This is a genomic window from Gordonia amarae NBRC 15530 (assembly GCF_000241345.1).
Taxonomy (GTDB): domain Bacteria; phylum Actinomycetota; class Actinomycetes; order Mycobacteriales; family Mycobacteriaceae; genus Gordonia; species Gordonia amarae.
The window spans coordinates 1-18041 of the sequence record NZ_BAED01000028.1; the positions used below are offsets into that span (position 1 = coordinate 1).

11 protein-coding genes and 1 CRISPR repeat array are annotated in these 18041 nt (G+C 62.6%); of the genes, 4 read left to right on the forward strand and 7 right to left on the reverse strand.

What is annotated here, in order from left to right:
• The first annotated feature begins 55 nt into the window (after window positions 1-55).
• A CRISPR array of direct repeats spans window positions 56-612; the repeat unit is 36 nt; unit sequence GCCGCAATGGAGCCCGGTCATTTCGACCGGGAAGAC.
• 173 nt (window positions 613-785) lie between these two features.
• Complete coding sequence (gene cas2 / locus GOAMR_RS08365; RefSeq protein WP_005185534.1) at window positions 786-1073, reverse strand: CRISPR-associated endonuclease Cas2; 288 nt, start codon at window positions 1071-1073, stop codon at window positions 786-788.
• 6 nt (window positions 1074-1079) lie between these two features.
• Complete coding sequence (locus tag GOAMR_RS08370) at window positions 1080-2732, reverse strand: CRISPR-associated endonuclease Cas4/Cas1 (protein ID WP_005185542.1); 1653 nt, start codon at window positions 2730-2732, stop codon at window positions 1080-1082.
• A gap of 351 nt (window positions 2733-3083) precedes the next feature.
• On the opposite strand from GOAMR_RS08370, the gene GOAMR_RS08375 reads away from it, so the two are divergent.
• From GOAMR_RS08375 to csb2, 4 genes are read left to right on the forward strand one after another with little or no spacing between them, the layout of a single operon-like run.
• Window positions 3084-5492 (forward strand): CRISPR-associated helicase/endonuclease Cas3, encoded by a 2409-nt coding sequence (locus GOAMR_RS08375; protein WP_005185545.1) that lies wholly within the window; start codon window positions 3084-3086, stop codon window positions 5490-5492.
• Window positions 5489-7708: a type I-G CRISPR-associated protein Cas8g1/Csx17 gene (gene cas8g1 / locus GOAMR_RS08380; protein ID WP_005185548.1), complete on the forward strand. Its 2220-nt coding sequence runs from the start codon at window positions 5489-5491 to the stop codon at window positions 7706-7708. The genes GOAMR_RS08375 and cas8g1 overlap by 4 nt, the downstream gene beginning before the upstream one ends.
• Window positions 7709-7736: 28 nt before the next feature.
• Complete coding sequence (cas7g, locus tag GOAMR_RS08385; RefSeq protein ID WP_005185551.1) at window positions 7737-8660, forward strand: type I-G CRISPR-associated RAMP protein Csb1/Cas7g; 924 nt, start codon at window positions 7737-7739, stop codon at window positions 8658-8660.
• An 11-nt stretch (window positions 8661-8671) separates the two neighbouring features.
• Window positions 8672-10114, forward strand: a complete 1443-nt coding sequence (csb2, locus tag GOAMR_RS08390; RefSeq protein ID WP_005185554.1) for a type I-G CRISPR-associated protein Csb2 — start codon at window positions 8672-8674, stop codon at window positions 10112-10114.
• Window positions 10115-10120: 6 nt separating this feature from the next.
• Here the strand turns inward: csb2 and GOAMR_RS08395 are convergent, their stop codons facing one another.
• From GOAMR_RS08395 to GOAMR_RS08415, 5 genes are read right to left on the reverse strand one after another with little or no spacing between them, the layout of a single operon-like run.
• Entirely contained in the window at window positions 10121-10609 is a 489-nt protein-coding gene (locus GOAMR_RS08395; protein WP_005185557.1) for a hypothetical protein, read from the reverse strand.
• Complete coding sequence (locus tag GOAMR_RS08400; RefSeq protein ID WP_005185560.1) at window positions 10606-11466, reverse strand: ParA family protein; 861 nt, start codon at window positions 11464-11466, stop codon at window positions 10606-10608. Before GOAMR_RS08400 ends, GOAMR_RS08395 begins: the two co-directional genes overlap by 4 nt.
• Window positions 11467-11487: 21 nt before the next feature.
• Window positions 11488-14421 (reverse strand): Z1 domain-containing protein, encoded by a 2934-nt coding sequence (locus GOAMR_RS08405; RefSeq protein WP_005185562.1) that lies wholly within the window; start codon window positions 14419-14421, stop codon window positions 11488-11490.
• On the reverse strand, window positions 14418-15857 hold the full coding sequence (locus GOAMR_RS08410; RefSeq protein ID WP_005185565.1) for an ATP-binding protein: 1440 nt from the start codon (window positions 15855-15857) through the stop codon (window positions 14418-14420). The genes GOAMR_RS08405 and GOAMR_RS08410 overlap by 4 nt, the downstream gene beginning before the upstream one ends.
• Window positions 15850-17613, reverse strand: a complete 1764-nt coding sequence (locus GOAMR_RS08415; protein ID WP_244427346.1) for a hypothetical protein — start codon at window positions 17611-17613, stop codon at window positions 15850-15852. The genes GOAMR_RS08410 and GOAMR_RS08415 overlap by 8 nt, the downstream gene beginning before the upstream one ends.
• Window positions 17614-18041: the final 428 nt, after the last annotated feature.

Consider the following 18041-nt stretch of genomic DNA (forward strand, 5'->3'; position numbering starts at 1 on the left):
CATTTCGACCGGGAAGACTCGAAGCCCGGCGCAGACCTCGTGTTCGGCGTCTACGGCCGCAATGGAGCCCGGTCATTTCGACCGGGAAGACCCAGCCTTTTTGGATCGACGGAAAGACTGTAGGCGCTAGTGCCGCAATGGAGCCCGGTCATTTCGACCGGGAAGACGCCATCTGTAAGGCGCTAGGCACCGCACTACTACCCGGCCGCAATGGAGCCCGGTCATTTCGACCGGGAAGACTCGGTGGTCGGTGTTGGTGTCGCTTGGCATGACCTGCCGCAATGGAGCCCGGTCATTTCGACCGGGAAGACCCGAAGACCCGGAGTTCTTCGCACTGTTCGCCGATGCCGACGCCGCAATGGAGCCCGGTCATTTCGACCGGGAAGACATGTAGCCGAGCAACTCGTCGACGCTGTCGATGTCGGCGCCGCAATGGAGCCCGGTCATTTCGACCGGGAAGACCAGCTTCCTGCAGAAGCCCCGGCACCCGAGCTGTCTCCTCCGCCGCAATGGAGCCCGGTCATTTCGACCGGGAAGACTTCTGAGCCGCGCATCGAGGTCAAGTGGGCCGACATGGCCGCAATGGAGCCCGGTCATTTCGACCGGGAAGACCGCTCGCGAGATTCACCCGTTCCGACCAGCGGAAACAGGGCACCTCGCGAGAGGTGGTTGGTACGGCATAGCCAGTCCTACGTTACACCAAGTATGAAGTTCTCAAACAACGCTCTGACCAGCGCGCGAGCACTGTCCAGGAAGTTCGACGCGGTCGGACCGCTCGCGGGGGATCACAGGACTGTCGTACCTGATGTGGGCAACGTGCGAGGCTTCCCGAGCTGGGTAACGGCTGCGGCACTGCCCGTGGTCCCGAGGTCGATCATCACGACGGAATCTTCCCGATAGTCCATGACTACATGGATATCACTTCGCCACTGAACCAGTTCAAGCTCCGACAGATCACAGAGGAATACTGAGTATTGCAAACGAGTTCCGTACGCCTCCATGACCTTACAGACCTGCCGCAGCCGGCGAGGTTCGCAGATGTCGTATGCGATGAGGTGTCGCCTTCTGGCCATGGCCACTCACCTCGTGACCATCGGGGTGTACTGCCGGAGTTCACCAATCAGAACTCCTGCCAGGATCCGCGCTTGAACATCGAGCACCCGCCGATATGAGATCTTGTAGCGAAACACCGGATGGGTTACCTGAACGTCCAAACGGCGCTCGTATGCCCGAATCACTTTGCGCCGCCCTTGCAACGTGAGCCAGCACCCGCGACTGCGCCTTTCGAAGTCGCCGCTGGTCACCTCACCGTTGTTGAGCATGCTGAGTATCGCCGAGTCCGCGAGGAGCGGACGAAACTCTTCCATCAGGTCAAGTGCGAGCGCCGGCCGCCCGTAGCGCGGCTTGTGGTAGACCCCGATGTACGGGTCGAGACCGACCGCCAAGCACACAGCCACAACATCCTTGACCAGCAGCGCGTACACGTAGCCGAGGAGGGCGTTGATGGGGTCCGGCGCCGGCCTACGCCGCCGCCCGTTCGTATCGAACTCTTCTGCAAGTTCGGCGTTTGAGTCGCTTACCATCCCACTGAACTCGCCGAAGTAGACCCGCGCCGCCGCGCCTTCAATCCCGAGCAGTTCCGCCGCCGATGCAGCCGAGCGAGCGCTCTCTGCCATCCCAGCAAGAGCTGAGAGCTGCGGTGACACATCGGTGCGAGCATTGCGCCGCAACAACGTTCGCGAGTTCTTGATCTTGCCCGCCACGATCGCCGTCGCGATCGCGAGTGAACGCTGCTCCGAAACCTGGGCTTGCGCGATCCTCAGCTGAACGTACTTCGACATCTCCCCTTGCGCCCACCCACGCAGCCAGCCGTTGTAGCTGAACCACAAGACCGGGACTCCCCTGCTCCACAGCTCGGTGAGAACCTGTGTACTCACCTGAACACTGCCGTACACGCAGAGTTGAGCGACGTCAATCAAGCGCACCTCTACCGGCGCGGCCCCTTTCTGGACTACGCGGAGCCGCCCGCCCTTAATGCCGACCGCCGCGCCCGGTGTCGTGACATACACAGGACGTGCGTCTGGATCTCGCGGAACGATACGTCGCGGGGGTTCATCGTCACGGCGCAGCAGCGCATTCGTCTCGTCCGGCATGCACAATCCGACGAGCGAACACCTCGGGCACCTGTTGCTGGCGACCAGCGGTAGCGGAGGCGTGGGCCGCGCGGCGACCTCCCGCGCTTCATCCGCCAACTCAATCGCCGCAGCGACCTCCACGTCACCAATGGGAATCGTTATCCGACGATTGATTTCCGCGTAGTACAACACACCACGGTCAACCTCGTACCCAGCGTCACGCAGCAGTGCCGCCTGTGCGTAGAGCTGCACGACATCCGCTGACCACGGGGCACCCGATTCCGACGGCTTGCCCTTCTTGGTGTCGACCGGGATCAGGGTGCCGTCGCCACCATCATCGACGCGATCGAGCACCGCAACCAGACCCAGCGCATGAGATTCGATCTGTAACGCCGTGACCTTGACTCCGTTCCCAACGTCCTCGGGTTCCGGAAGCGACCCCGCTCGCTTGTCAACGGCACGGTGGACAAAGCTCCCGTGCTCGGTGTCGTGGCTCGGAGCCCACCTCTTGTCGACCCATTCGAAGTAGAACAAGCGGGGACAGTACACATACTCATTGAGCATGCGGGCCGGCAACAGCTCGATGTCAGCCGTCATCCGATGGACTCCTCTCGCGGGGTCAGGCCTGAACGCGCATCACTCTCGCATGCACCACTGACATTCAGGTGTGTGTCTCACCAATGCCTGACGGAGTGCATCATTGAGAGAGGATCACGTGGCCCCGCGCTCTCCACGGCCGGGCTCCATTGCGGTTTGGACGACAGTTGCACACCGCCTGCCACCGTGGTCCGTCCGCTGGGAACATCTTCTTGGAAGAGAGATGTACCGTCATTAAATCTTACTTGACCATCGCTTGGGCTAGTGCATACACTCACACCTACCCCAGACGGTCTTGCACAACACAGATTCCACCAGAGGCCTACGACAAAGCAGGGAATCGAGGAGCGCATGGCGCAGCACTCAAGCTACGGCGATCTGTTTCGGGCGGCCATGAATGGCCAAGACCCGTACCCGTACCAGTGTGACGTCGCCTCAGGAACGCATCTGCCTGCACTGATCGACGTCCCACCCGGCCTCGGCAAGACCGCGGCTGTGGTTGTCGGGTGGCTCTGGTTCCGTCTCTTCCATCCCAGCGCTGAGGTACGGGAATCTACGCCGCGGCGCCTGGTCATCACCTTGCCGATGCGCACTTTGACCCGACAGACGTACACCGTTGTCCGTGACATCCTTGATGAGCTTCAACTCGATGTCGGGCTCGGACTGCTCACCGGTGAGTCCGGGGACCGGAAAACCAGGCCGTGGCGGCTGGAACCTCACCGCAATGTCATTCTCATCGGAATCACGGATATCGTCACCAGCAGCGCAATGTCGAGGTCGTACGGGTCCTCGCGGTCGTGCTTCCCGATCGACGCCGGTCTCATCTGGAATGACAGCCATATCGTGCTCGATGAAGTGCAACTCATACCCAATGCGACGGCGACCCTCCGCCAGATATCCGCATTCCAGACGCAGCACGGCGCCAGCAGATTCGGGTTGACATGCATGAGCGCAACCGTGACCAGAGCACTTCTCAGTACAGTCGACAATCCGTTCCCATCCGCCGACGAGACCGTCCGGATCGCAGAAGGTGACCAGCCCGAATCGCTCCTGCGCAGACTGCACAGTGCACGGACGATCATCAGGCTCGATGCGGACACCAAGAACGCGAAGGACTTTGCAGCGGAGATACTCCGGCTTCACAGGCCCGGAACGCTCACCCTCGTTGTCATCAACACGGTCGACCGTGCAACCGAAATCTACGTGAAGGCAACCACACTCGCACCAACTACCGGGCCTGCGATAACGCTCCTGCACTCCCGGTTCCGCCCGTACGAGCGGGACAGCTACATCGACCGTATCGGCACCGAGCCTCACGACGACATCCTCATCGCCACCCAGGTCGTCGAGGCAGGTATCGACCTGGACGCTGCCACCCTGATCACCGAGGCCGCACCGTGGTCATCGTTGGTACAACGTTCGGGCAGGTGCAATCGAGCAGGATGGCGCACCGACGCCACAGTGTACTGGGTGGTTCCTCCGTCCGCCGCACCGTATGAGGACGACGATGTCGATGCGACGGTGGCCGCGCTGACGGCAGTCGACGGCGAATCGGTAACCAACGCCGAACTGCTGGCAATACCGGCCAACGAAGCGATTCCGCTCGTACCAGTTCTGCGAGAAAGCGACTTCGAGGCGCTGTTCGACACAGCTCCTGACCTGAGCGGCAACGACTTCGACGTCAGTCCGTACATCCGGGATTCCGACGACATGGACGCCCAACTCACATGGGTCGACCTTGAATCAGCGCCGCCCACACCCGACACAAAGATCCCGGACCCGCAATTCCGCTGCCGCGTGCCGCTGAAGAAGGTCTTGGACGTTGCGACCCGAGCCACAAAGAGGAAGACGATCTGGTCCTACGCGCATTCCGAACGGAAATGGGTGCAGATCAGCAAGATCCGTCCGCCTCGTCCTGGCGAGATCCTACTTGTGGACAAATCCGCAGGTCTGTACGACCCGCACAAGGGCTTCGACCCGAAGTCTGACAAGCCGGTGACCATCCCCGAGCCCGATGACGCGTCGTCACGTGAGTACCGCCTCATCGACAGCGCCGTGACGTCGGACAGCTCCGACGCGGACGGCGGATCGATCGACCACTCCCAGTGGCTGTCACTCGACCAACATCTCACCGAGACGCAGGCACAAGCACGCGTGCTCGTCGAGAACCTTCCGCTGGAGTCCGCACTCAGGGACGACGTAGTCCTCTCGGCGTACCTACACGACCTGGGTAAAGCCCATTCCACGTGGCAGAATGCGCTGCAGGCCACCGGAGAGCCACCGGACCGGAACATCGCGTGGGCCAAGTCCCCCGGTACGTCCCGGCTCGTCTACGAAGGTGATATTACGAGCTTCCGCCACGAACTGGCCTCGGTCGCGATCCTCGATGCCGAGATGTCACATCTCCTCGATAAGGCACACGACCGCGATCTGGTTCGCTACCTCATCGCCGCGCACCACGGTAAAATCCGCATGAAAGTCCGCGACCTCGACGGCGCCGCGACCGGCACCGTGTTCGGAATCGCCGAAGGTAGTGCCGATGTATTCCCCGTCCTGGATGAGCCGGCGCAGCAGGTGTCACTGACAACCGATCAGTTCCGAACTGTCAACCCAGGCGGGCAAGGCTGGGTCGAGATGACCGCCGACCTCATCGAGCGATACGGTCTGTGCCGCCTGTCATATCTCGAAATGCTTGTGCGTGTTGCTGACTGGCGCGCAAGCAGCAGACGATTCCAGATACCTGAGGGGGCAGCGCAATGACAGTCACCACAATCCGCGGCGCGGCCGGGGGCAATCTGCTGCGCTATTTGGCCGCCACCGGTGTATTCAAAGCCGTTTCACGGCAGGCCGACTCACGAGCCACCGCCCGTTTTGTCGGCACCGACCTCGAAATCGATTCGACTGTAGATGATCTCACTCACTGGCTGACCAGCGACTACACGCCCATGCCGCTATTCAGCCCATGGAACGAGGGTAGCGGCTTCGGCGCGAAGGACAAAGCACCCAAAGAGCATATCGCACGGATTATTGCCGCAGGTGACCGACGATTCGATGAGTTCGTTGCGACGTTCAGAATTTGTGAACCCTTCGCCGCCGATTTCCGCGCGGAAGGTCCGAGTAAGGACAAAGCACCGCTGGTCCTGCGGCTCCGCAACAACTGCCCGCCACGGATGGTGGAGTGGATCGACACCGCCGTCGTGGTTCTCGGCGACGGAGAGCTGGCCTTCCCGCCGATCGTCGGCACCGGCGGCAACGACGGTAGACTCGATTTCTCTACCAAATATCACGAAGCCATATCGAAGCTCATCACCACGACGCCCAAAGAACTACGACGCTCCGAGATTCTGGCGCAGAAATTCGTGGTCGACGATCGAACCGGTCTCAGCAAGGGAGCTCCTGGGCAGTTCGATCCGGGAGCAGCGGGCACACCCAACACCTCGCCCTTCGGATCGAGCGACGGGATCGTCAACGAGTGGGAGTACGTCTTGATGATGGAGGGTGCAACAATGTTTGCGTCCTCACCCGCGCGCCGGTTCTCGATGGACGCCCCGCAAGCGGTCAAGGCTCTGAACTCGTCAGCCAGGGTCGCGATGACCTTCTCGACCTTTGGTTCCGACCTCGGAATGGCGGCCGGCAGCCCGAGCGAAGAGAACCGCGGCGAACTGTGGACACCGCTCTGGGAGGATCCGGTCCGGCTGCGTGTGCTGCAGGAACTGTTCCGTGAAGGGCGTGCCGTGTGGAATGGAAGGACCGTTGTCCAGTCGCCGGACATGTATTGCGCCATCCGTTCGGGTGGGACGTCGGACGGATTCTCATCTTTCGACAGATTCACGTTCAGCCGCCGCAACGGGCTGGCGTTCAGCGCGATTCGTGCGGACAGTGTTCGCCCTCGAAAGAGTAACCCGCTTCTTCGACTCGCGGCGGCAACTGAAGACTGGCCGCGTCGCGTCGCACGCGGCAGCGAGGTTCCGGCGACGATCACTCGCCACACGCGAGCTTACGAAAACGCACGCTTCCGGCTCGCCACAGACTCCGGAACGTCACAGATCCGGGCAATGCGAACCATGCTCGCGTCGCTGACACTGGCCGAATCGGCCGTTGGACGTAGCACAACCACGCGCGACAACCACAGCCCCCGCCGGTGCCCCGGCGCCGGCGTCCTACTCGACATCATGCGGTCCGAAGATGCGTTTGGTGACACCTTGACGTCCGATATTGCCTTTCGTCTGGGACTGGGATTGGCGTCGGTCCGCACCCCCCGTGACTCGTCCGTACCTCGCGGGCGGGGCCTCCGGGAGCTCCTGCTGCCGATTTCCTCATCCGCAGGTGTCCAGGTCTGGACCGATTCCGCGATAATTCCGGGACTCGGGATCAAACCACTCGAGTCGCTGCTCACCGAAGCTCTGCGGTGGTACACGCAGTTCCGCGAATCCGGCTTCGACGCAACGACCCTGTCCTGGATCGGGTCGACCGGACCACGAACAGGAGTCAGAGTCAGCTGCCACGACCTCAGCAGGTGGATCGCCGACCGTCGGCTCGATGACGAGGTTCTGCAATGGACACTCGCGCTGATGGCCTTGGACTGGACCGGAATCGACTACAGACTTAACACATCCACGAACGGCCCACTCGATCCGGCATTCGCGGTGTTCGCATACTTGCGCAATGGAGTGCGACCCCCAATCCACGCGGTATCCGACTCGTTGAACGACAAACGCGGCGGTGTGGCACTGACTCCCGAGATCGTCTCGGCGCTCGCGGCGCATCACCCGTCCACGGCACTCGATCACGCACGCCGCAGGCTACGTCAAGTCGGCTGGGGAACAGCCGACTCCGCGTTCATCGGACACACGGACAGTTCCGGAGGCCACCGAATCGCCGCGGCGCTCTTTCCGAACTCATTCCTCGGATCCGAACATGAGCACTTTGTGTATCAGCTGCGACCCGCACCATCAGACAATACCCACGACGAGTAATTCAGCATCGCCTCTAGGAGAACAAGCCATGTCCCAGGTTTCCGCTTCGCGCACCCGCTACACATTTGAACTGGAGCCCATCGCCGGCAGAAGGTTCCAGCCCACCGGCTTCCCCGACCTCGGGCCTGCCATCTACCAGGTCCCCGGCAGGACGAACGACGACCTCATCGTGGAGTCCGCTCAGTCGATGGCGAACCACCTTGAAGGCACAACCTGGAACACTGCGCAGCAGAAGCCCGCAGAGGAGCTCGCAGCGCTGCCCTATGTTCGAGTGGTCAATCCCGACGGCGAGTTTCTGACTTCAAGTCGCCTCGAAGCGCACCGTCTTGCCTCCGCCTACGTCCTCAATGGAAAGGTGGACGGGTCACCGATGAAGGAAGTACTCCCCGAACGTTTTGGGTTGGTCAAGGGCAAACCACTGGACATGGCCTGCGTCTACCGTGAGGTGTTCGCTCTCGACCCGTTGAGCTTGGTCCACGGCGTATTCTTCGCACAGAAACCGTGGGCGTGGCAGCCCAAGGTCGCACGAGCGATCACTGCGTTCATCGAGGCCACGAATGTCGAACCCGCTGTCAGTGGCGGCGTCAAGAAAGACTCGGTCAACAACGAGGCTGAAAAGGGCAAGCGTGACGCCAAGGAAGGCTACGGGATGGTGCCCCACCACCGGACGGAGTACACCGCCGAAACCATCACGATGTATACCGTCATCGATGAGCAACAGTTTGCGTCCTACGGACTTTCACCTGCCGCGACCGAACTGCTGTCCGCAGTCGCCAACTGGGAGGTCGCAACCCTTCTGAACAGCGGGCTGCGTCTGCGTACAGCCTGCGATCTTGTCGTCGCCGGTGGCGACACACCCCCGTCTGTGAACGCTGCCTCCGACCGCCTGGCTGCCGCGGTCGCAGCCGCCTCAGACGATCTGGGCACCATCACCGAAGTCACCTTCTCCTGATCGGATCACAGATGGGTACAACCCTTTCCATCGAGTTTCCGTTCGGTAGGTACCACGCGACCCCGTGGAGTCAGGGCCCCAACTCCGGCGATGTCGAATGGCCACCATCGCCGTGGCGGCTCTTTCGTGCGCTGATCGCCGTCGGTCACACGAGATGCCCCGATGTGACTCCGGAAAGCATCGATTCGCTCCTCATCGAACTCGGAAATCCCGATGCCTACCTGGCCGGCGAACTCTCTGTGGGTTCGACCCGGCACTACATGCCCGACATTGCACACAGCACCAAGGAGCCAGGGCGCACGGACCTGGTGCTCGACGCCTTCGGAGTCTCAAGCGGTCCGCTGACCGTCAAGATTCACTGGGACAGGACCCTCTCGGAGAGCGCTGAGCAAACGCTCCGAATACTGGCCGACCGCCTGCCTTACCTGGGGCGAAGCGAATCGATCTGCACAGCGAAACTCGATGACCACGACCACTGTCCCGACAGCCGGTGGTGGCGCAAGGGGATTACCGGCGACGATTTCGAGTTCAAAGCCCTGCTGGGGGTCGATGGCCCTCCGGTGCGCAACCAGCTCGAAGCCACCACCACCGCCACACGCAAGCGTGGCGACGTGTATCCGGCCGGCTCGGTCCTGATCTCCTACGGACGACAGCGCCCCGCCAGGAGTCCTGCCGTGGTTCGGCCGCACGCCCCGAAGGTGACCGCGATCCAGTTCCAACTTGTGTCGTCGGTGCCCATGCGGATGCGTAACGCGATCCTTCTCGCCGACACATGCCACGCGGCTCTGCGCAAGCAGCTCGACACCGCACAACAGGACAGCCTGGAACTACTTGTCGGCCGTGATGGTGATAGTCCACGTCGCCAACAACACGACCACACCCACATCCTGGTACACCCGGCAAGCATTGCTGATAGCCCTTACGAAGCAGCCGCCACCGCAGATCTGCTGACGCTTTGGATTCCTGGGGGAACCACCGGTGAACTCGCCCAGTCCATCGTTCGGCAGTTGCGCAGAGTCCGCACAGCCCGCGAACATCTCGAGGACCGCTTCCCGGAGCAGCGACTTCTGCTCGTCGGCGTGGGAACACTCGATGACGTTCTGCCGGAGGCACTTTCCCAGACATCGACGCGTTGGCGTTCGCTGACTCCGTATCTCCCCGTTCGCCACAGGCACCGGCGGCAGACGGAGCATGAGCATATTGCCGCCGACTTGGCGAAGGAGTGCTCTTACCGAGGGCTTCCTGACGTCGCCTCGGTGACTGTTATCGAGTCCACCGAAGCTGCACGCAATCTCAGCCAGTTCAGAAGGTATCGGGTCAACGAGCGCATGCCGAAGCAGCGTCGGGGGGTGTACCTCGAGATCGACTTCAGGGAACCACTGACTCAACCAGGGCAGGCTGTTGTGCTCGGACAGCTCTCGCACTTCGGGTTCGGGTGGTTCGCTCCGGTCTGAACCCGCTCAGCGGAACACGCTGCCCTTGTTCTCGGAGGCCTCGACGCGTTCGATGATCCAGGTGACCAGGACCTCGAGTTTGCGTTTGCGGCCGGTCTCCTTGCGGGTGTCGAGTTCCTGTTCGGCGATGATGTCCCGCAACTGGTCCACGGTGAGGGCCGTCAGCCTTGCCGACAGTCCGCCAGCACCGGACTCTCGGTACACCACAAAGGGATCGAACGCGCCCGGCGCTCGTGTCACCCTAGGCTTCGCCGGTGCCCTCCGGCGCGGCACTGAAGTCGCCGGTGCGGGCGCACCGGCCGGTTGGTCGATGAGGGCAGCCACCGAGTCCGCGAGTGCCTTGGCGAAACGAGGTGAACGTTCGGCCTCGGCGATCACCGCGTTCGCGACCCCTGCGATCAGCAGGGCTGCCCTCGGGTTCTTCGAGTCGAGTTGTGCCAGAGCGCCACTCACGGATTGGTACTCGACGCGCCGGCGGCTGTCGTCTGTGCTCACTTGATCTTCTCCCGTGCTTCGGTCATAACGTCGACGGTCAGCCCGCGGAACTGATCGAACTGTCCCTGGTTGCCATACTTGACCTTCAAGGTCCCATAGGGCGCGAACTCCGCGGCCGCCGCTATGGCGTTGGACTCGTTGATGTAGTTCGGCAGGACGTGCTGAATGGTCGGGTCGCGGCGCAGCCGCTTCGTGGTCGAACTATGCACAGACGAGTTGGACTTGTACTTGGTGATCACCACGCCCAGTTCCACGATCGTTCGGCCGATCTCCTCGCCGAACCTGCGCACCCGATTCTGAATCTGGGGAATGCCGTACGTGGACAGGAAGTCCGGGATCGTGGGAATGATATAGGCATCTGCGGCCGCCAGGCCGTTCAGCGTGACCGGGCCGATGTTCGGTGGGCAGTCGATCAGCACGAAATCGTAGTAGTCGACGACTGGTGCGATCGCCTCCCGCAGGAACTGGACGCCCCCATCCGACCTCTCCTGTGAAACCCGCAATGCGCTGAGGTCCTCCTGAAGTTCGATCAGGTCGAGGGAGGACGCCAGGAGGTCAACGGTTGTCACCTTCTTGACCGGTGACACGCCCCGCTGGATCGCCGTCTCCAAGTGGAAGTACTCGTTGTTGCCGTTCACCGCGTCGGCGAACAGGGACGCCAAGGTGTCGCCGCGCTTGTTCAGTTCCGCCCACTGCTGCTCACTGATCATCATCGTGGTCAGGTTGATCTGCGAGTCGAGGTCGATCAGAAGGACCCGCTGCCCGAACTCCGCGGACATGAACTCGGCCAGCCCTGCTGTCACTGTTGACTTGCCGACACCACCCTTGAGGCTGATCGTCGCGATCACCTTGGCCATCGTGTGTTCCTTCCCTCTCAGCTACTGCGCATCGACGATCGCCCCGGCACCCGACTTCTGGGCGGTGAACCCGATCCGGGGACTGGGACAGGCAGCGTACGGCAGCGCATACGTGAACAGCGTTGCGACGTCACGTGCATCGACCGCACCTTTCGCAACATCCTTGATATGCCGCTTCGACGGCGGATCACTCGCGAACAGCAAGATCATCCCGCCCCTCGTGGGTTTGCGGAGCTTGCGTGCGAGTGGACCACCGACGTCCTTCTCGGGGTGACCCGCGATGTGCTCGATCGCGTCCCGTTCACGAACCGCCGTTCCCGTGAAACCGGTCCGGTACTGGGCTTCTTGTCGTTTGCGGTTGACGATCGGAAGCGCGGTGGGGTAGCCGCCGATGCTCACCTTCGCGCGTGTTTTCGGTATGGGCAGCAAGACCGCGAAGTCATCGAGCAGACCGTCGTCCATCGCCCGTTCGAACGCTTCACGGTGTGGGGCGAAGTCCCAGTTGCTGTCCCAGACGAACTGATCAACGGCCTCGAAGATCTCACCGGCGGAAACGATTCCGTAGCATGCGGTGAAACTTCTCGACTCTCCATCCTTGTCCTTGAAGAAGAACTCTCCTTCGTCACCGAGCTGGTCGAGGATCGGCCGGGCCAGGTCGAAGTGTTTCACGTTGTTGGACCCGTCGTTGCGCGGGCCCTGCATCGTGAAGCTAAAACTCTGACCGCCGACACTGCGGTAGGTCATCTTCGCGTTGTACATCTTGTTGGCCGCTGTCGGTTTCAGCCACGGCAACCGCTGGAACACCATCGGCGGAATGTCGCGCGGGATGACCATTGGCTCGCCGGCCTCGTTCATACCCTTGAAGCGGTCCAGTTCGTCGCGGAAGTCTTCCTCGTCCTCGACGATCGCCTCGAATGCCCGGTACAGGTCGAATTCCTTGCCGGCCGGTCCCGGCACCTCGCGTCCGATGTACAGCCGGACCAGGTCCCGGTAGCCCGGCCGGAATCCGAACCATCGGCCCATCTGCATCAGTGTGTCGGCCTGGGCGGTGCGCCGCGTGTAGTAAGTGGTGGTCAGCCCTTCGACGGTGAATCCGCGGCTCAGTTTGGTGCCGCCGACGAGGATCTTCCATACACGGTGTTCCTGGAAGTTCAGCGGCTCCTGCAAGTAGTCCTTGTCCGCGTCACCGTTCACCACAATGACCGGACGCAACCCTTCGCCGATTTTGTCGCAGGCCTGCCCGATGTACTCGACGAGTTTATCGAACGACGCGGGATTCGACGAGGCAGGGTCGGCCCGCGCTGCCGATACCGGCTTGAAGTCGTTCTCCCACAATGCTTTGAGTCGGTCCAACCCGGCGGCACTGCTGTACCCCGCGGACTTCCACAACGCCGTGAACTCGTCGGCCAATGCGGAATGCTCGGCCTGCTTCACCGACTCGTGGACCAGCATCGTGTGATGCCGGAAGTCCCCCGCGTCACCACAGCTCATCCGGAACAGCTTTACCGCACCCGACAGGACGTAGGCATCCAGCGCACCCAGACGTTCGGCGTCCCTGTCGTCGTCGCACTGTGGGCGCAGATCCCGGACGAAGGCACGCTCATTGGAGTTGGCGGGGGTCTTCTCCACTCCGTACCCGAGATCGCCCTCACGATCGTGGAAGTCGGCGCCGCCCATGTAGTTGTCCGGCCGGGGCAGGCTGACGATGAAATCTGTGGGGAAGATGTTCTCGGAGTCGTCGGGGTCGACGAATACGTTCGCGAACGGGGTGGCGGTGTAGCCCACGTACTGGCTTCGTCGCAGTAGTTCCAGCAGGTTGGAGATCTGCTGGTTGATCGCCGTGCGCTCCACCTTCCCCGCGGCGAACTTCTTCGGGTTCTCGGTGTTCACGGACGCCTGGTCGGCTTCGTCGTCGATGATCAGCGCCGGAATCTGGTCGTGCGGCGTCGGGATCTTCCGCATATCGGCGACCAGCTTTTTGAGCACCGTCGAGTTCTTCTTGACCACCGCGACCCGCACATTGCTCGGATACAGGTTGGCCGAATCGATCAGTGGCAGAGAGTGATCCACGAACTCGTAGTGCAGGGTGCCGATACCTTTGGCCAGAGCCTTGTAGTCGTCCACCACGCCTGTCAGCCTCCTGATCGCCGGCGCGTCATTGGAGTGGTTGGGATCGATGATGTGACGCAGGAACTTGCCGTCGAGCCAGTCCTCGTCGTTCTCGTACTCGGCCTCGTCGATGTTCTGCATACCGATGAGCTCCATGTCGAGGCGCCGCTGGGTCTGGGTGCGGAGCAGTTCGATGGTGCCGGTCAGGACAATGATCAGCCGGTAGCCGGCATCGATCGCCTTGGCGACGACGCCGGTGAAATTTGCGGTCTTACCGCTCTGCACGTAACCGACAACGAGACCTTTGGACTGGTACGGTTCGGGCCGCGTCGGGTCGGCGAGCCTGCGCACGACTTCCGTGGTTCCCACATGGAGCGAATCGATCGTCTCCTGCGACCACCCCTTGCGGGCAAGAACACCTTGGTAGGCCCGCCAGTAAAAGCCTTGTGCAGTACGCCGTTCCGGGGTGTACCACGGTTCCCACGGCTGCTGGGCGGCGATGACGGTGGGCATTCCCACCAGTGGATAGGACTCGGTCAGCGCCGCATATGCGGCGGCGGGGATTCCCAGGCGCGAATAGATCAGCTCACGGCGCTCCGGGGAGTTGGGCAGTGTGGCCGAGACCCAACCGGCGACCGACTCCGCATCCCACAGTGTCAAGGCTTTCCGGACCGACGAACGCACCGCGGTCACCTTCTCGTCGACGAGCACGTTCACAAGGGACTCGATCTCCACGGGGCTGCCACCGGCTCCCACCACCCTGCCCGACACCGCGCCGAGAAGCAGCGACGGCGCCATATCCGTTGTGAATTCACGTACCAGCGCATCGATCAGAACGTCGATCATGGTTGCCTTTCGCTCTCCGCCGCCAGCGCCTCGACCAGCACCTGCTGCCAGGCGTCCATCTGCTCCTGTTGCCGGGCGCTATGCCGGATTCCCGTGAACATGTCCTGCGTCAGCAGGAACATCAGTGTCCGCAGGAAAGGCACGTCGACGCCGGTGGTTCGTCGCCCGCCGAGTGCTCTGCGGAACCTGGCGTTGAGCCACAGATTCCGGTTGTCGAGGTCGACCTCGAATACCCGGTCGGTGGGGAGGACGCGCCAACCGATCGCGACAGGGTCTGCACCGGAGGCGAACGTGAACGAGTCGGCAAACTCCTCCAGCACTTCGTCCGGTAGCCCCGACGCCGGCTCGACGATGGTGATCGGTCGTCTGGTGAGCTTGCGTGCGGCTTTGAGCGCGGAAGCTGACGCGTCGAGATACTGACCGGTGATGACGTCGCGCAGCGCGCTGACCAGCGTCCCGCCCACAGTGACACCGGCCTTCTCGGGGTTGACCGTCACATGCGTGCGCAGTTCGGTGCCGACGTCGACAGCGACTCGCGCCAACCCCCATTCGGGTCTGGGTTTCACCACATCGAGCCACCCACCGGGCTGCAGAAGACGGTCGTTGCGGTACACGAATATGCCTTGGGATTCCCTGCCCGGAAGACCACGGATCTTGAACTCCGGCAACGAGACCTTAGCAGGCCAGATGTGCAGGTCGATCGTCGGCATACCAGGCAGCGACAGCGCCACCTGCTGCGGGTACGCGGCATCTCCGGACCGCTTGTACCCGAACGGATCCACTGCCCGCACTGTTCGTGGCGCACCCGCGCGCCCGGCGAGCTCATCGTAGACATCGACCCCGATCGTCAACCCTTGCACGATCAGCCGGTGGAATACCAGGCCAAGCTGGTCTTGCAGGTCTCCGATCGTGGATTCGAGCCACTCGGTGTGCTGCTCCGACTCGTCTCCGGCGGGAAATGTTCGTATTCCGCGCCATTCAACGATTGTTCCGGTGGTCATCGGAAACCGGGGTGTGGCACCGGCAAGCACCTTCCCCGCGTCATCGGATGAGAAGTCCTCACGGACCGGGGCGTCCATGCGGTCGGTGACCGACACTCGCCTCCCGGCAGGTTCGGCGTTCTCCGCTCGCGAATACACGGTGAAGGTGTCGGCCTGGCTGATCGACGCGGCCTTCATCCCGACACCGAACATGCCTTGATCGGAGTCCTGGTACGCCCGCTGCACCCCGTACTCCATCGCCGCCTCCAACGTGGTGCCGTCCATACCGGAACCGTCGTCGATGATGCGCAGTCCGCTGATACGGCTACCGGTTTGCAGGAAACGGACGAGGACGTGACCGGCACCGGCATCGATGCTGTTGTCGATGATGTCCGCGACGGCCGTGACCAGCGTGTGATGCAGTCCCAGCGCACGGATGATGCTCGGATCAGCCACGCGCGGTCCTCACCCAGGCAGCTTCTAGCACGTCGGCGACAGGCTCGTCGATCGCCTGGAATACACGGAGAATCCTGCGGGGCTTGGCATCCGGGGCCAGTCCCGCCGCCGTCGCCAGCACGCCCAAAAGTTCGGGACCCGGAATGGCATCCGGCCAGGGGTACCCGATGAGTGCGGCCGCCACCCGTATAGGCTCGTCTGTGGGCGGCTTGACCACAGCCCGGACATCGAAGCCGGTGGTATCGGACACGGTTAAGAACACGTCGTCACCCACCTGGCAATCCAGGTCCGCCAGAAAACGGCGGACGGTGCCGAAGGTGGGACTCTTGCCCGTCCACCGCAAGACCTGTGTGCCCAGCGGACTCGCAAACTCTCGGATGGTGCCCTGACGGCACCCGAACGCATTCGCCACAGCGATCGGGAGTATCAGGCCCGAGCCCCGCAAGTGGTCAGGGGTGACGGTAATCCGAAAACACCACGCGTCATCAACTCGGTAGAGCCGTTTCACCGGGCGCATCTGCCGATCGGCTTCGCTCGGCGCACTGCCCGAACCGTCTGCAGACGTGAGATTCCACAACCCACGGTCGTCCTCGCTGACCCGCCCGTCATTCCGCAACGCCCGGACCAGCTTCATGCGCGCTCCCGCGAATCCGATCACGTCAATGAGGTCTTCGACGCTCACCGCGTGTCCGACGGCCTCGATGGCGCCGACGGCATGGTCTCCGAGTGTCGCCGCCATCAGCAATGCGTGACCGGCCGCGAGCGGGATCGCGCAACGTGCCATCCAGGACTCGGTGTGTGCGGCATCGAAGTTCAGTGCCGAGGCAACCCGGTCCAGCGGTATGACGCCGTTCACCGATTCGAACTCCCGCAGCGTGTCGATGGTCGCGGCCTTCGACGTCGCCAGGTCCGGGGCAACCGCCCATCCGTCGATGACCTCGAAATAGTCGTCGATACGGTCCAGCGCCAGCCATAGCGGCACGTCCAGCGAAGGCACCTGTTCCGCCAGCACCGGGAACCGGTCAAGGAGCGCGTCGAGCGGAGCGGCAGGGTCGATCTCGGCGCGTATCCCAGCGATGAGACCTCCGGCCGCGGTACCGAAAACACATGCGGCGGTGAGCTGGTCCTTCAATTCGGCAACGATGGTTCCGGCGCGGCTCTTACTGACGTGCAACAGCGAGCTGAGTTGCCCGATACTCACCGGCGGGTCCGCCATCAGATGCCGCCGGAGCACGATCTCCTCACGCTCATCGAGTTGCTCGACGAGGTTGTCGATCTCATCAACCGGGTTCTCGCGGGCAACGCCGCGGAAATCATTCGCGTTGAGTGCTCCGATACGGCTGACCGCCTCGTGGACGTCCTCAGGCGAGTTGTCCTCCACGTGAGCCTCGATCAGCGGACGATCCGGGGCGCCGCGCAGCATACGCCAGCGGGACAACACCCGGAGGTCGTCGACGAGTTGCGTCACCGCCGAATCGTCGCCGTCCGCATCGTCGGAGACACCCACATCCGGTTCGACGAGAATCGCCGCACCCACGACCCCGGCCGCGATCTGCTGCACCGTGTCCGTACTGGTTCCCTTGAGTTCGAGAAGTGTCTCGGCGTCGGCATCGAGGAGCGCGTCGACGAAATCCCGGTTCGCCAGCCGGCGCACCACAGTTTCCGCCCGCGCGGGCAGGTGCAGGGCCCCCAGTGGAGTGGACCGTTTCAGATGCGGGGCAAGATCGCCAAACGGAACGCGTCGGTGGTTCCGCACGATCAACCGGCCGAGGTTGTCGACGAGCGCGTCGAGTTCGGTGTCCGACCGCGTGGCCCGGGGCGAGTCCGAAATCCACCAGTCGAGGACGTCGGTTACCAGCTTTTCGAGCTGTGCCGCCTTTGACGATTCGTACTCGTTGAGCCACGGCAGGAGGTCGATCCACAGGTCACCGCTCAGTGCGGTGTCCACACGTTCATCGAAAGCGAACATCTGCGGTGACGACTCCCTGCGACAGGCCGGTGACGATATGGTCCTGACCGTGCGGTGAACAACCGCATCGGCCGATGGTATACGGCCATAACGGGCGCTGCGTGGTCGCAGGTGGTTTTTGGTCCCATCGACTCACGGGGCCGTCGTGGTCCGGCCACTCATCCGTTGGCACGACATCGTCTCCCGCACCCCGGTCGGAGTGACTAGGCTGGCTA

Excerpts from the sequence above, each read along its gene's own strand:
- cas2 (WP_005185534.1), bottom strand. The coding sequence starts at position 1,073 with ATGGCCAGAAGGCGACACCTCATCGCATACGACATCTGCGAACCTCGC.
- GOAMR_RS08370 (WP_005185542.1), bottom strand. The coding sequence starts at position 2,732 with ATGACGGCTGACATCGAGCTGTTGCCGGCCCGCATGCTCAATGAGTAT.
- GOAMR_RS08375 (WP_005185545.1), top strand. The coding sequence starts at position 3,084 with ATGGCGCAGCACTCAAGCTACGGCGATCTGTTTCGGGCGGCCATGAAT.
- cas8g1 (WP_005185548.1), top strand. The coding sequence starts at position 5,489 with ATGACAGTCACCACAATCCGCGGCGCGGCCGGGGGCAATCTGCTGCGC.
- cas7g (WP_005185551.1), top strand. The coding sequence starts at position 7,737 with ATGTCCCAGGTTTCCGCTTCGCGCACCCGCTACACATTTGAACTGGAG.
- csb2 (WP_005185554.1), top strand. The coding sequence starts at position 8,672 with ATGGGTACAACCCTTTCCATCGAGTTTCCGTTCGGTAGGTACCACGCG.
- GOAMR_RS08400 (WP_005185560.1), bottom strand. The coding sequence starts at position 11,466 with ATGGCCAAGGTGATCGCGACGATCAGCCTCAAGGGTGGTGTCGGCAAG.
- GOAMR_RS08405 (WP_005185562.1), bottom strand. The coding sequence starts at position 14,421 with ATGATCGACGTTCTGATCGATGCGCTGGTACGTGAATTCACAACGGAT.